General features: G+C 68.3%; 13 protein-coding genes. 8 read left to right on the top strand and 5 right to left on the bottom strand.

Translation table 11 applies throughout. The features are described 5' to 3' along the window. Positions 1-116: 116 nt before the first annotated feature. Both iolB and F1599_RS23600 read right to left on the bottom strand, forming a co-directional pair. Positions 117-947 carry a 5-deoxy-glucuronate isomerase gene (gene iolB, locus F1599_RS23605; RefSeq protein ID WP_223819851.1) on the bottom strand — a complete coding sequence of 277 codons (831 nt, stop codon included), beginning with the start codon at positions 945-947 and terminating at the stop codon, positions 117-119. Then, a complete protein-coding gene (locus F1599_RS23600; RefSeq protein ID WP_149318556.1) occupies positions 944-2,911 on the bottom strand; it encodes a bifunctional 5-dehydro-2-deoxygluconokinase/5-dehydro-2-deoxyphosphogluconate aldolase in 1,968 nt (655 codons plus the stop codon). The genes iolB and F1599_RS23600 overlap by 4 nt, the downstream gene beginning before the upstream one ends. 227 nt (positions 2,912-3,138) lie before the next feature. Between F1599_RS23600 and F1599_RS23595 the strand changes: the two genes are divergently transcribed. From F1599_RS23595 to F1599_RS23570, 6 genes are all read left to right on the top strand, one after another. Continuing rightward, positions 3,139-3,996: a MurR/RpiR family transcriptional regulator gene (locus F1599_RS23595; RefSeq protein WP_150084722.1), complete on the top strand. Its 858-nt coding sequence runs from the start codon at positions 3,139-3,141 to the stop codon at positions 3,994-3,996. Between the two features lie 27 nt (positions 3,997-4,023). Beyond that, positions 4,024-4,401, top strand: a complete 378-nt coding sequence (locus F1599_RS23590; RefSeq protein ID WP_150084721.1) for a hypothetical protein — start codon at positions 4,024-4,026, stop codon at positions 4,399-4,401. A gap of 203 nt (positions 4,402-4,604) precedes the next feature. Beyond that, a complete protein-coding gene (locus F1599_RS23585) occupies positions 4,605-4,934 on the top strand; it encodes a YXWGXW repeat-containing protein (RefSeq protein WP_150084720.1) in 330 nt (109 codons plus the stop codon). A 241-nt stretch (positions 4,935-5,175) separates the two neighbouring features. Beyond that, the gene (locus F1599_RS23580) at positions 5,176-6,600 is read left to right on the top strand and encodes a mannose-1-phosphate guanylyltransferase/mannose-6-phosphate isomerase (RefSeq protein ID WP_150084719.1); all 1,425 of its coding nucleotides are present in this window, start codon (positions 5,176-5,178) and stop codon (positions 6,598-6,600) included. Further along, positions 6,587-7,813 carry a GDP-mannose 4,6-dehydratase gene (gene gmd / locus F1599_RS23575; RefSeq protein ID WP_150084718.1) on the top strand — a complete coding sequence of 409 codons (1,227 nt, stop codon included), beginning with the start codon at positions 6,587-6,589 and terminating at the stop codon, positions 7,811-7,813. Before F1599_RS23580 ends, gmd begins: the two co-directional genes overlap by 14 nt. Positions 7,814-7,925: 112 nt before the next feature. Further along, complete coding sequence (locus F1599_RS23570; RefSeq protein WP_149318561.1) at positions 7,926-9,230, top strand: lipopolysaccharide biosynthesis protein; 1,305 nt, start codon at positions 7,926-7,928, stop codon at positions 9,228-9,230. A gap of 191 nt (positions 9,231-9,421) precedes the next feature. Here the strand turns inward: F1599_RS23570 and F1599_RS23565 are convergent, their stop codons facing one another. The 3 genes from F1599_RS23565 to F1599_RS23555 are packed head-to-tail and all read right to left on the bottom strand — an operon-like array spanning position 9,422 to position 12,164. Further along, the gene (locus tag F1599_RS23565) at positions 9,422-10,096 is read right to left on the bottom strand and encodes an acyltransferase (protein ID WP_006577967.1); all 675 of its coding nucleotides are present in this window, start codon (positions 10,094-10,096) and stop codon (positions 9,422-9,424) included. Next, positions 10,093-10,896: a glycosyltransferase family 2 protein gene (locus F1599_RS23560; protein WP_150084717.1), complete on the bottom strand. Its 804-nt coding sequence runs from the start codon at positions 10,894-10,896 to the stop codon at positions 10,093-10,095. The genes F1599_RS23565 and F1599_RS23560 overlap by 4 nt, the downstream gene beginning before the upstream one ends. After that, the gene (locus F1599_RS23555) at positions 10,893-12,164 is read right to left on the bottom strand and encodes a hypothetical protein (RefSeq protein WP_149318563.1); all 1,272 of its coding nucleotides are present in this window, start codon (positions 12,162-12,164) and stop codon (positions 10,893-10,895) included. The genes F1599_RS23560 and F1599_RS23555 overlap by 4 nt, the downstream gene beginning before the upstream one ends. Before the next feature lie 311 nt (positions 12,165-12,475). Here F1599_RS23555 and F1599_RS23550 point away from each other — a divergent pair, with 311 nt between their 5' ends. After that, positions 12,476-13,477 (top strand): GDP-L-fucose synthase family protein, encoded by a 1,002-nt coding sequence (locus F1599_RS23550; protein WP_149318564.1) that lies wholly within the window; start codon positions 12,476-12,478, stop codon positions 13,475-13,477. A gap of 19 nt (positions 13,478-13,496) precedes the next feature. Next, the coding region (locus F1599_RS23545; protein WP_150084716.1) for a glycosyltransferase WbuB at positions 13,497-14,604 on the top strand (1,108 nt) is incomplete at its 3' end.

Raw genomic sequence — 14,604 nt, 5'->3', positions numbered from 1 at the left:
GTCTTGGCGGGAACTGCGGTGTTCCCTTGTCGTATGGCGAAGCGGGTGCCGCGCGGCGGCGGCGAACAAGCGGGTTCGGCGTTTCAGCGACGTTTGAGCGGCGTTGGCGCGGCGCCTCAGCGCGGCGCCATCAGCCACTCGTGCGCGGGGTCGTTGCGGAAGGCCCAGCGCCGTTCGGGCCCGGCCATCGTGTTCAGGTAATAGAGGTCGTAGCCGTACGGCGCGGTGCAGGGGTGATAGCCGCGCGGCACCAGCACCGCATCGCGATGCTCGACCGCCATCGCCTCGTCCAGACTGCGGTCGTCGGTATAGACGCGCTGGAAGGCAAAACCCTGCGAGGGATCGAGCTGGTGGTAATAGACCTCCTCCAGCGCGGTCTCGGCCATCGGGTCGCTCGCGTCGGCGCTGTCGTGCTTGTGCGGCGGATAGCTGGACGAATGCCCCGCGGGCGTGATCACCTCGACGACCAGCAGCGATTCGGCAGCCTCGCTCTCGGGCAAGATGTCGCAGACATGGCGGGTGTTGGCGCCCTGGCCGCGGACGCTGCGCCGCATCTGCGCGGGTTCGATCACGCGGCACGGCAGGCGGCCCTCGGCCGGTGCGGTGCTGAACGCGATCTCGGCCGCATCGCGCGCGATGACCTGCACGTCGCGGCCCGGCGGCACATAGACGGCATACGGCGATTGCGCTTCGAAGACCGACCGGCGGCTGCCCAGCGCGCTGAACCGCTGCGTGCCGACCACCACGTCGACCTGCCCGGACAACACCGTGATGCACAGCTCGCGCGCGCCGGTGGACAACGCTTCGGCCTCGCCGGCGTCGAGCCGGATTGCACGAAAGCCGATATAGCGCCAGCCGGCCGACTGCGGCGTGATGTCGACGATATGGCGGCCCGGCTGGGCCTTGACCAGCAGGCTGCCGGTGTTGCGCATCGACCTCGGATTCATGCTGCCTCCCGTGTGGTGCTGTCGCCCGTGGGCGCGGGCCGGGTGCTGCGCCAGCCTGCAATGAGCCGGCGGAAGTTGGCGGCGACCCTTGCCTGGAAGGCGTCGTCGTCCAGTTCGCGGCGCAGCCACGCAAGACTCGCCTCGGCCCATACCGAGCGGCCGATCATGAAGCCCTTGACCAGCGGCGAGCTGGCTTGCGCGAAGCCATCGAGCAGTTGCTCGAGCGGCTGGTTCAGGCCAAGAATCACCGCCCCGCGGCACCAGGGGTCGCGCTCCTGCACGAGCCGGTCCAGCGCCTGCCATTGCGCTGCCGACATCGCGCCGACCTTCCACCATTCCGGCTTCAGGCCGATGTCGTAGAAGTGGCGGATCGCGCGGACCACCGCTTCGCCCCGGTCATCCGGTGCCAGCGTGTCCTTGGGCGGAATGACCTCGAGCAGCAGCTCGTGGCCGCTGTGGCGGGTCGCTTCCCATACGGCCTGCAGGTAGTCGTCCTGCTCCGCGCGCAGCGCGGCCGGATCGTCCGGGTGATAGAACACCAGGCACTTGACGACCTGCTCGCGCGGCCAGTGCGCCAGCTCGGAAGCGAGCGAGCGCGTGCCGTCGAAGCGCAGCGGCCGCGAACCGGGCAGCTCGATCGGGCGGCCCACCCACCAGCCCCGACCGGTGGCCTGATGCAGCGCCGATTCGCCCAGCCGGCCGTCGATCAGCACGCCGATCTTGCCGCCGCAGCCCGGATCGCCTTCGACCTCGGCCACCACTTCGTTGATCAGCCGCTTGAGCCGCGGGATCTCGGCCACGTCGGCGCCTGCCGCGCGCGCCAGCTCCTCGAATTGCGAGCGATGGTCGTAGGCCAGCACGTACAGCTCGGGCCACGGTTGGCGCGGCGCCGACACGCGATGCAGATGGGCCAGCGTCGGATCGCGGTCCGGCCGCGGATGCCGATGGCCGGAGAACCAGTGCGCCAGCTCGGCGGGCGTAGGCATCGCCGGCGCGCAGCCGTGCCGCGACACCACGATGGCGCCGCACGCATTGGCGATGGCAGCGGATTCGCGCCAGTCCTTGCCGCGCAGCAGGCCGGCGAGCAGGCCCGAGGCGAAGGCATCGCCGGCGCCGAGCACGTTGAGCACCTCGACCCGCTCGCCCAGCACCGTCAGCGCATCGTCCAGCGTCGGCGGAATCTCGCCGGTGACGATCGTGCAGCCGAGCGGTCCGCGCTTGACCACCAGGGTGGCCTGCGTGCAGGCGCGCACCTGGCGCAGGCTGGCCATCAGGTCGCCTTCGACGCCGCCGGCGATCAGCCATTCCTCCTCGGTGCCGATGATCAGTTCGAACGCGCCGAGCTGCGCCTGCAGGTGGCGGCTGACCTCGGCATTGCCGATATAGCGCGTCTCGCCGTCGCCCTTGCCGGTCAGGCCCCACAGCACCGGGCGGTAGTCGATGTCCAGCACGCGCACCACGCCGTGGCGCCCGGCGATCTCGAGGGCGCGCCGCGAGGCGGCCAGCACGCCGGGCGTGCTCAGATGCGTGCCGGTGATGACCAGGCTGCGGCAGCGGGCCAGAAAGGCGGCGTCGATGGCCTCGGCATCCAGCGCCATGTCGGCGCAGTTCTCCCGCGCGAACAGCAGCGGGAAGGTGTCCTGGTCCTTGATGCCCAGGAGTACCATGCCGGTCAGCCGCGCGTCGTCGATCTGCACCTGGCTGACGTCGCAGCCCTCGCGGCGCAGCGTGTCGAGCAGGAAGCGCCCGTTCTGCTCGTTGCCGACGCGCGAAATCATCGCCGAGCGCAAGCCGAGCCGCGCGGTGCCGAAGGCGATATTGGCCGACGAGCCGCCCAGGTATTTGGCGAAGGTGCTGGCCGCCTCGAGGCTGCAGCCGATCTGCTGCGCATAGAGATCGACCGCCAGCCGGCCAAGGCAGGCCACATCGATATCGCGCTGATCGGGAAATGGGAGGGTGCGCATGAAGGTGCTGTCTCTGTCTGCTGTCTTGTCTTGTCTTGTCTTGGTCGCTGCCGTGGATCGGGACCGAGCGGCTGCGCCAGCGATGGAAGCGATGATAGCGCGAGAATAGAAAATTTGTTCTGTTTTTTGTTGTGTGAGAAAATAAATTCCAATTCAATGCCTGTCTCTCCACATGCGGCCTGCACGATGCTGCCGCCGGAGAGGCAGCGCGGCGACACCGAACACCGATGAGCGAATCCCTTCCCTACGCAGACGCCGATCAATTCCTGGCCGCCGTGCGCGCCGGCTTCCCGCAACTGAGCAAGCAGCTCAAGGCGATCGCGCAGTACGTCGAGAGCCATCGCGAGCAGCTGGTGCTCGACGGCGTCAACGAGTCGGCCCGCCATTGCGGCGTGCAGCCTTCGGCCATGGTCCGCTTCGCCAAGCATTTCGGACTGTCGGGGTATTCGCAGATGCAGGCGCTGTTCCGCGCCGCGGCGGCCCGGCAGCTGGCGCCCAATCGGGACTATCGCGACCGGCTGCGCGCGCTGATCGGCAGCAAGGGCGGTCCGCTGGCGCCGGCGGACATCGCGCACGAGGTCATCGCGGGCAGCCTCGACAGCCTCGAGGCTCTGCAGCGCGAGGTCGACGGCGAACGCTTCGGCCAGGCCGTCGAGCTGCTGGTCGACGCGCCGTCGATCTGGCTGGTGGCATCGCGGCGGGCTTTCCCGGTGGGCGCCTACCTGGCCTACGCGCTGCAGCACACCAGCAAGCCGATCCAGTGGCTCAATGGCCTGGGTCATATGCAGCAGGGCCAATTGCGCGCGCTCCGGCCGGGCGACGTGATGATCGCGGTCTCGTTCGCGCCCTATGCCGAGGAAACGCTGGCCTGCGTGAGAACCGCGGCAGCGCAGGGCGCGCGCATCGTCGCGTTGAGCGACAGTGCTCTCGGCCCGCTGGCCGAACACGCCAGCGTGCTGCTGCAAGTCCAGGATGGCGCAACCTTCGGCTTCCGTTCGCTGACCAGCACGCTGTGCCTGGCGCAATCGCTATTTCTCGCGGTCGCCTACCGGCTCGAGATCGAGTACACCAGCACGGCGCACTGACGCGCTCACGGCAGGCTCCTCGGCTGATTGGCTGATTCCCTGGCCGATTCAACGGCCGATTTACTGGCCTGTTCGCTGACCTGTTCGCTGGCCGATTTGCTCGCCGATTCGCTGGCCAATTCGCAGGCTCGGCGTGCCGATCGGCATGCCGCCCTGCCCGCATTCATTTCCGATGTAACGCCACATTACGCACGCGCAACGCGGCGCGGCGATTCCACACGCGTTCATCCTGGCGAAAAAGCCTTGCCGCGCAAGGAGATACGCCAATCGACGCCGTCGCTCGACGCGGCCGCGGCGACGCGATGGCGCTGTGAGAGTGCCTTACAAGTGCAACGGCCGCCGCAGCGGGGGCACCGCTACATTGCAGCCATGTTCAACGCGCCCCGCCAAGGAGCCCACAGATGAAACGAACCCTCTCCATCCTCGTGCTGCTGTCCGCCACCGCCGCCATGCTGTCCGCCTGCATCGTCGTGCCGCATGGACATGGGCACGGGCATCACCATCGCCATCACCGCTATTGATGGAATTGCGGCCGCGCCAACGGCCCCGAACCGCATCGCAGTGCATCACCGCAACGCCCAGCTTGTTACCCGGACCAGGAGTACCTCATGACCCGCCCTCTGATTCTCGCGCTCGCCACCCTCGCCGCCGGCTCGGCCTTCGGCCTCGTGTCGCCGGCCCAGGCGCATGACGGCCATCGCTACGATCGCGACCATGGCTATCGCCGTGACGCGCCGCCACCGCCGCGCTACGAAGCGCCACGGGCCGCACGCCGGGGACAGGTTTGGGTGCCGGGCTACTGGCGTGCCGCCGGTCCGCGCTATGTATGGCAACCGGGCCATTGGGAACGCGCCCGCCCCGGCTACCGCTATGTGCCCGAGCGCTGGGTGCGCGGGCCGCACGGCTGGGTGATGCGGCCGGGACACTGGGTGCGATAAACCCGCCCGCTGTCTCGCTGGAACGAGAGAAGCGCCCCCATCCACTCTCTTTGTTTGAGCCCCGCAGGGCCGGCCATTGCGCCGGCCCTTTTTGTCATCGCTGCGCCACCTGCGGCGCGAGACGGTGACCGTCGATCTCTGTTGCCTAACAAACATTGCTGCGGGACAGCGGTCGATACACTTGCCCTGACGGTTTCACCCAATCGCATCGGCACGCGTGCAGCGGCCGGTTGGAGATGTCATGGCAAGCGAGAATCGAATCGTACCGGTGGTGCTGTGCGGCGGCACCGGCTCGAGGTTATGGCCGCTGTCGCGCGACGGCCATCCGAAGCAGTTCCTGCGTCTGCTTGGCGACCATACCTTGCTGCAGGACACGTTGCTGCGCGTGCGCGGTATCGACGGCGTCGGCGCCCCCATCCTCGTCAGCAATGAAGCGCACCGCTTCGTCGTCGCCGAACAGGCGCGCGAGATCGGCTGCGAACCGGCGGCGATCCTGCTCGAGCCGCATGCGCGCAACACCGCGCCGGCGGCCGCGGTCGCCGCGATCAAGGCGCAGTCGGGCGGCGACGATCCGATCCTGCTGGTGCTGCCGTCGGACCATCTGGTCCGCGACCACGCGGCGTTCGCGCGCTCGGTCACCGCCGCCAGCGTGGCCGCCGCGGCGGGCGCTGTTGCCACGCTGGGCGTGGTGCCGACCTTCCCGGCCACCGGCTACGGCTATATCAAGGCGGTGCCGACCAACGATGGCGCGCTGATGACGGTCAAGCGATTCGTCGAGAAGCCTTCGCTGGAGCAGGCCACCGACTTCCTCGGCGAAGGCAATTGCTTCTGGAACAGCGGCATGTTCCTGTTCCGCGCCTCGGTCTATCTCGATGCGCTGCGGCAGTTCGCCCCCGACATCCTGCGTGCCGCCGAACAGGCGGTGGCGCGCGGCAAATCCGATCTGGACTTCTGCCGGCTCGATGCCGATGCCTTCGGCGCGTGCCCGTCCGATTCGATCGACTATGCGGTGATGGAGCATCTGCGCGACGGGCGCATGGCGCCGCTCGCGGCCGACTGGAGCGATATCGGCTCGTGGGACGCGGTGTGGAAGGCGGCCGAGAAGACCGAAGGCAACAACGCGGCGGTCGGCAACGTGGTCACGCACGGCGCGCGCGATTGCCTGGTCCACGCCTCGCATCGGATGGTGGCGGTGGCCGGGCTCGACAGCGTGATCGTGGTGGAGACGCCCGACGTCGTGCTGGTCGTCCACAAGGACCATGCGCAGGACGTCAAGCAGCTGGTCGAAGCGCTGCGCGCGCAGGGGCGCCCCGAGGCCACGCAGCATCGACAGGTCTACCGGCCGTGGGGCTCGTACGACAGCGTCGACCACGGCCAGCGCTATCAGGTCAAGCGCATCAGCGTCAAACCCGGCGCCAAGCTGTCGCTGCAGAAGCATCACCACCGCGCCGAGCACTGGGTGGTGGTGTCGGGCACCGCGCGCGTGCGCCGCGGCGACGTCGAATTCCTGCTGACCGAGGATCAGTCCACCTATATCCCGATCGGCGAAACCCACAGTCTAGAAAATCCCGGCCGGATCCCGCTCGAGCTGATCGAGATCCAGTCCGGCTCGTACCTTGGCGAAGACGACATCATCAGGATGGCAGACATTTATGGGCGCACTTGACCTGCAACCGCTCGGCCCGCTCGCGGCCGGCGATCTCGAACTCCAGCCGCGGCAGCACGACGAGGCGTCGGCCGGCAGCGGGGCACGCCGCAAGCGTGCGCTGATCACCGGCATCACCGGCCAGGACGGTGCCTATCTGTGCGAGCTGCTGCTGGCAAAGGGCTACGAGGTCCATGGCATCAAGCGCCGCAGCTCGCTGTTCAATACCGAGCGGATCGACCATCTGTACCAGGACCCGCAGGCCCCCGACCGCCGCCTGTTCCTGCACCACGGCGACATGACCGATACCGCCAGCATGGTGCGCGTGGTGCAGCAATCGCAGCCCGACGAGATCTACAACCTGGCGGCGCAAAGCCACGTGCAGGTGTCGTTCGAGGAGCCGGAATACACCGCGAACACCGATGCGCTCGGTACGCTGCGGCTGCTCGAAGCCATCCGCATCCTCGGCCTGGAAAAGACCACGCGCTTCTACCAGGCGTCGACCTCGGAGCTGTACGGCCTGGTGCAGGAGATTCCGCAGAAGGAAACCACGCCGTTCTATCCGCGCAGCCCGTATGCGGCCGCCAAGCTCTACGCGTACTGGATCACGGTGAACTACCGCGAGGCGTATGGCATGTACGCCTGCAACGGCATCCTGTTCAACCACGAGAGCCCGTTGCGCGGCGAGACCTTCGTGACGCGCAAGATCACGCGCGCCATCGCGCGGATCGCGCTCGGCCTGCAGGACACGCTGCATCTGGGCAATCTGTCCTCGCTGCGCGACTGGGGCCATGCGCGCGACTACGTGCAGATGCAATGGATGATGCTGCAGCAGGCGCAGCCCGAGGACTTCGTCATCGCCACCGGCGAGCAGCACAGCGTGCGCGAGTTCGTGCAGCGGGCCGCCGCCGAACTGGGCATCACGGTGCGTTTCGAAGGCAGCGGGGTCGACGAGATCGGCGTGATCGCCGCGATCGACAACAGCCGCCAGCAGCTGGCGCCCGGGCGCAAGATCGGCGACGTGATCGTGCGGGTGGATCCGCGCTACTTCCGCCCGACCGAGGTCGACACGCTGCTGGGGGACCCCACCCGGGCGCGCGAGCGGCTGGGCTGGTCGCCGACCACCAGCTTCGACGAACTGGTGCGCGAGATGATCGGTGCCGACTACGCGGCGGCACGGCGCGACGCCCTGTGCAAGCTGGCGGGCTTCCGCGCCTACGATCACCACGAATGACGGGGTGATGGCAACCGCGTAAGTGCGGCGGTGCGCGCCGGCGCGCCGGCGCATGAATGGCGGCCCGGGCCTGCTTCGGCGGCGCCCGGGCCGCGCAAAGGAAGAGGCAAGCGTGGAGCGGATATTGCGCGGCATCGGCGCGAACGCCCTGGGGCAGGTGGTCACCATCGTGACCCAGCTGCTCAGCGTGCCGCTGTTTCTGGCGGCCTGGGGTCCCGAGCGCTACGGCACCTGGCTGATGGTCATTGCGGTACCGGTCTATCTGGGGCTCGCCGACCTGGGCTTCACCGGCGTGGCGGTCAATCGCATCAATATGAGCATCGCCGCGGGCAACCAGCGCGCCGCCGTGGTGTGCTACCAGTCGACGCTGGTGCTGCTGCTGTCGATCGGCGCCGTGCTGGGCGGGATGGCGATGCTGGCCGGCGCCGCCTTCGGCGACGCGATCGAGGGATGGACCGGCCTGGCCGGCGGCGCGGCGGTGCTGGCGATGCTGATGATCGCGATCTACGTGGTCGGCTACATGTTTGCACTGCTGTCGCACGGCGTGTTCTACAGCGTGGGGCGCTACGCCGAGGCCATCATGTGGTTGAACCTGTTCCGGCTGCTCGAATTCGTCGCGCTCGCCGCCGGCGTGCTGCTGTTCGATGGCGGCTTCCTGCTGCTGCTGACGCTGCTGGCCATTGTGCGGGTACTGCTGGTGGTGGTGACGTATGTGCGGATGGTGCGCCTGGCCGCATGGGCGCGCGCCGGCGTATCGGCGTTTTCGCGAGCCGAACTGCGCGAGATGCTGCTGCCCGCGCTGGCGCTCAATGCCTTCCCGATCGGCAACGCCCTCAATATGCAGGGCATGGTGCTGTGCGCGGGCTTTGTCTTCGGTCCCGCCTTCGTCGCCTACTTCAGCGCGATGCGCACGCTCTCGCGCATCCCCTACCAGCTGGGCCAGCTGATCAGCCAGTCGCTGTCTCCCGAGATCGGCCGGCTCTATGGCCAGCGCAACGCGCGCGCGCTGCGCGCCCTGTTCCGTCATGCGCTCAGCGCCTCGGTGGGATTGGCTGGTGCCTGCGGCGTGTTCCTGTATATCGCCGGTGAATGGATCTGCCAGCTGTGGACGCATGGCAAGATCGCGCCGATCCATCCCGACTACAGCTGGCTGCTGGCCGCCGCGGTGGTCAATTCGCTGTGGCATACGGCATCGGTGATGGTGACCTCGACCAACAACCACGCACGGCTGTCGCTGGTGTATCTGGCCGCGAACGCCGCCGGTCTGCTGATCGCGGTGGCGGGCGGCAAGCTGCTGGGCCAGGCGGCGGTGTCGTTCGGCGTGCTTGCCACCGAGCTGCTGATCCTGCTGGCGCTGCTGCCGCTGATACACGGTTTCGCTCGGCACGGATTGGCCGGGGTGCTGGCCAAGCCCTGAACCGGTCAAGCTCTGAACCGGTCAAGCCCTGAAAGGATCATCCCCTCGTTGGCTGTCATTGCGGCGGATGCGGGCGGCGGATGCAGGCGGCGGATGCGCGGCGGATGCGGAGAATCGGGCGTCTTCGCGAGCCGCCGGGTCCCCCGCGGGCGCGGAGACGACGCATCTGACATCGGGCGCCGTGCGCACCGTCAGACGATATACCCTTCCTCGCGCCGGAAATAAGCCAGGTCCTCGGGCAGTTCCTGCACCGCCTTCGCCGGGCAGCCGCCGTACAGCATGTGTGGCGCCGCCATGCTGCGGTTCAGCACTGCGCCGGCGGCCAGCACGCTGTAGTCGGGCAGTGCCGCGCCGGGCAGCAGGATCGAGCCGGTGCCGACGAAGCAGTAGGCGCCGATCGTCACCGGCGCGCAGCGCTGGCGCGATTCGCGGATCGACACGCTGTGCGTCAGGATCTGGCTGCGATAGCCCGCCACCGTCGAATACGCACCGACCGTGATGGTGTCGGTGCAATCGAGGATATGGCGGGAGGTGATCGCGGCATGCCGCCCGATCACCAGTGCCGGGTCGCGGTCGGCGGCATCGCGAAAATGCGGCGAATCGGTCAGCCCTTGCGGGAATCCCGACACCCAGTTCAGGCTGCCGAGAATGGCATGCTCGCCCAGGCTCAGCCGGCGGATGCCCTTGACCAGCGTCAGGTGGGCGATGTGCGAGTGCGGCCCCATCTCGAGTTCGTCGCACAGCACCAGCGACCAGCCGATGCGCGCGCTCGGATCGATGCGCGCGCCGCAGAAGCGGTTCAGCAGCCGCCGCCGCAGCGGCCACGGCAGGCCGATCGAGACGGCCGCCAGCACTTTCCGGATCATGACTGCCTCCCGAACACGGGGCCGCGTACCACGCGCTCATAGGCGGCGCGCGGATTGGCCAGATGCTTGGTCACGCGGAACCAGGCCGACGCCAGATCGTCGTAGCGGCGGCGATCGCGCCCCAGAATCTTGCGGAACATGCGCTGCTCGAACTGCCGGTGCGCCTCGGCCATCCGCGCCGAGCCGGTGATCGACTCGGCGTAGACGCGGTAGCAGCTGAGAAAGTCGGGCACATTGCGGAAGGTGGCTCCGGCCAGCGCCATGTCGACCACCAGTTCGCCGTCCCAGTTCGAGCGGTTCTCGACATTGAAGCCGCCGACCGCGCGATAGGTCTCGGCGCGAAAGAAGGTCGACGGCTGGATCGCAATGCTGGCGCCATAGGCGGCGCGCCGCAGGCCGAAGCGGTCGGAGTACACGCGCCGCACCAGTGCGCCCTCGCCGTCGATCACGTAGCCGTTGCCGCAGATCACGTCGGACGACGGATAGCGGCGGAAGTAGGCGGCCACCTTGGCGAACGCCTCTGGCAGGAACAGGTCGTCGGAGTTCAGGTAGCAGAAGATCTCCCCCGTCGCCGCCGCGAAGCCCTTGTTCAGGCCGTCGGCGGGGCCGTTGTCGGGCTCGAGGATGCAATGGTCGATCGACCTGGCATGGCGCGCGATGATGTCGCGGCTGCCATCGGTCGAGCCCGGATCGACCACGATGTATTCGATCTCGCAACCGCGCTGGCCCGTGACCGAACGGATCGCCTGCTCCAGATACCGCGCCTGGTTGAACGAGACCGTCACCACGCTGAATTTCATTGCACGCTCCGCAGCTGGCGATTGCGGGAGGCATGGTGCCAGGCGAACAGCATGCCGAGGAACAGCGCGGACTCCCAGCGGTGGTCCGCCGAGAACGGCGAGAAGAACACGTCCCAGACGAACTGCGCGGTGCCGACATAGAAGAAGATCGGCAGCGTGGGAATATTGCGCACGAACAACCACAGCGTGCGGGCCAGCATGCAGATCCAGTAGAGGCCGCCGACGAGGCCGCTCCAGATCAGCGCGCCCATCAGGAAGGAGTGGGCGGGTATCAGCGTGTCGTCGGTGACGACGATCTTGTCGTCGAGCGCGGCCCCCATCTGGTAGACCATCACGCTGTAGGCGTCCTGGTAGCCGTTGCGGTCGATCGCCCACGAGCCATGGCCGAGCAGCGGCGCATCGAGGAAGGCGCGCATCGAGATCAGGATCTCCGAGCGGCCGCCGAACAGGATGCCGAGCTCGCTGGTGGCCTGCACGGTGTATTTGTGCGCGGCTTCGGGAGTGAGGAAGCCGAACTCGCCGGCATGCGCGAAGACCATCGAGAACAGCGCGTTGAGCGCCGCGATCACCAGCACCAGTACGCCGAACAGCAAGGGAATGCCGCCGCGCGCATTGGTCAGGCTGCGCACCCACGCAACCACGGCGCTGCGGCGCAGCAGGTAGATCACCAGCGCCAGCAGCGGCAGCCCCGCCGCGCTGCGGAAGTCGAACGCCGCGGACACGGCGCAATAGGCCAGGATGCACAGCGCGATGCGCAGCGCGCCGGCGCGTGCCAGCGCCAGATAGCACAGCAGCAGCATCAGCACCGGCGTCGCATAACCCCACTTCCAGGGGTTGTACAGCATCTCCTCGGTCGGGGCCCGGCTCACGTTGAAGATCTCGCTGAGCGCGGCGCCGATCAGGAAATACCAGATCCGCTTCGGACTGCCCTGGCTGAAGTGCGTGCCGATCGCGAACACCGTCAGGAAGAACACGCCCGGCGCCAGCACGCCTTTGATCGAACTGGTCAGCGGCGTGCTGTTGGACAGGTCCGACAGCGCCTGGGCGAACGCCCACATCAATGTCAGGCCGAGGAAGGTGGCATAGCCGCGCTCGATCCGCAGCGTCGACAGCATCGCCAGGCCGTATGCCGCCGCGATGAATTCGCCGACGTACACTTCGCCGATCACATTGAGCTTGATCGCACACAGTGCGCCGAGCCCGAGGTACAGCAGCAGGGCGGCGTGGCTGGTGCGCGCGCCGATCGGCAGGGTCGAGGTGGTTTGCATGGTCTGACCGCCTTCTGAGTCGGTGAGCGGGTATGCCGTGCGGGACCAGGGCGGAACCGGACATCCGGACCCGCGAGCCCACGGACCCGCATGGCCGCACGATGCCGGGGGGTAAGCATGTTTTCCGTTCGATGGCGCACACCGGTTCGAGCCGCCCCGCGCCAATGTGCGCAAGCCCACAGTCGGGAGCGGGATCGCGCGCTAGAGTCCGTCCAGTGCACGCCCTTCCGGGTGCAGCCCGGCGTTCCCGATCCTCGCCCGACCGCCACGCCGGTGGCCCACTTCGCCGATCCACAGTCAGTGTCACAGCCATGAATCAGCCTCCACAACGCATCTTCGTTGCCGGCCATCGCGGCATGGTCGGCGGCGCCATCGTGCGCGCGCTCGGCGCGCGTCCCGACATCACCGTGATCACCCGCACGCATGCCGAACTGGACCTGTGCGACCAGGCCAGGGTACGCGCCTTCTTCGCCGAGCAGCGCATCGACCAGGTCTACCTGGCCGCCGCACGTGTCGGCGGCATCCATGCCAACAACACCTATCCGGCCGAGTTCATCCAGCAGAACCTGCTGATCGCGGCCAACGTCGTTCATGAATCGTGGCGCTCGGGCGTCAAGCGGCTGCTGTTCCTCGGTTCGAGCTGCATCTATCCGGCCTTCGCCACGCAGCCGATCGACGAGGCGGCGCTGCTCACCGGCGCGCTGGAGCCGACCAACGCGCCGTATGCCATCGCCAAGATCGCCGGCATCAAGCTGTGCGAGAGCTACAACCGGCAATACGGCACCGACTTCCGCTGCGCGATGCCCACCAATCTGTACGGCCCCGGCGACAACTACCACCCGGAGAACAGCCATGTGATACCCGGCCTGCTGCGGCGCTTCCACGAGGCCAAGCAGAGCGGCGCCAGCGAGGTGGTGGTGTGGGGCACCGGCACGCCGCTGCGCGAATTCCTCTACGCCGACGATCTCGGCCAGGCCTGCGTGCACCTGATGGCGCTGCCGCAGCAGGAATATCGCAACCACGCCGGCGCGCCGGGTTTCTTCAATGTGGGCAGCCCCGACGAGGTCAGCATCCGCGTGCTGGCCGAGCTGATCGCCGACACCGTGGGCTTTCGCGGCGCGATCCGCTTCGACACCAGCAAACCCGACGGCACGCCGCGCAAGCGGCTGAACTCGCGCCGGATCGAGGCGACCGGCTGGAAGCCGACCGTGTCGCTGGTCGACGGACTGCGGCTGGCCTATCGCGACGCGCTGCAAAGCGGCCGCCTGGAGAGCCCGCCGCGGCGCCAGCCGCGGCTGGTCGCGCTGCGCTGAGCCCGCGCAGGTCCCGCCGATGAAGATCCTGCTGTACTGCCTCAATTACGCTCCCGAGCTGACCGGCATCGGCAAGTACACAGGCGAACAGGCTCGCTGGTTCGCCGCGCGCGGCCACCAGGTGCGCGTCGTCACGGCCCCGCCCTACTATCCGGCCTGGCGTGTCGGCGCCGGCTACCGCGCCTGGCAATACCGGCGCGAGCAACACGACGGCGTGCAGGTATGGCGCGCGCCGATCTGGGTGCCGCGCCGGCCGTCTGGCCTCAAGCGCGTGCTGCATCTGGCCAGCTTCGCGCTGAGCAGCCTGCCTTGCCTGCTGGCGCAATGGCGCTGGCGTCCGGACGTGGTGATGGTGGTCGAGCCGCCGCTGCTGTGCAGCCCCGCCGCGCTGCTGCTCGGCCGCTGGACCGGTGCGAAGACCTGGCTGCATGTGCAGGACTACGAGGTCGATGCCGCCTTCGCGCTCGGACTGCTGAAGCAGCCGTTGCTGCGCAGGCTCGCCTATGGGCTGGAGCGTCATGCGATGGCCGGTTTCGACCGCGTATCGACGATCTCCGAGGCAATGCTGCGGCTGGCGCGCGACAAGGGCGCGCCGGCCGCACGCACGCAACTGATTCCGAACTGGGTCGACCTGCGCGCGATCCAGCCCGGCCGCGGCAGTCTCTATCGGCGTCGGCTGGGCATTGCGCCCGATGCCACGGTAGCCCTGTACTCCGGCAACATGGGCAACAAGCAGGGACTGGAAGTGTTGGCCGCGGCCGCGCGCCAGTTGCGCGACCGGCCAGACATCTGGTTCGTGCTGTGCGGGGACGGCGCGGGCCGTGCCGCGCTCGAGCAGGCGTGCGCCGGGCTGCCGCAGGTCCGTTTCCTGCCGCTGCAGCCGGCCTCGCGCTTTCCCGCGCTGCTGGCCGCCGCCGATCTGCATCTGCTGCCGCAGCGCGCCGATGCCGCCGACCTGGTGCTGCCGTCGAAGCTGGCGGGCATGCTGGCCAGCGGCCGGCCGGTCATTGCGACCGCGCATCCCGGCACCGAGCTGGCCCGGCTGGCGGCGCGCTGCGGGCGCGTGGTCGCGCCGGGCGACGGCCTCGCGCTTGCCGCGGCGATCGATGCGCTGGCCGCCGACCCGG

Origin of the sequence: Cupriavidus cauae (assembly GCF_008632125.1) — a bacterium.
GTDB classification, from domain to species: domain Bacteria; phylum Pseudomonadota; class Gammaproteobacteria; order Burkholderiales; family Burkholderiaceae; genus Cupriavidus; species Cupriavidus cauae.
Note: the sequence above shows the minus strand (reverse complement) of the source record. Positions and strands in the feature narration are given on the sequence as shown.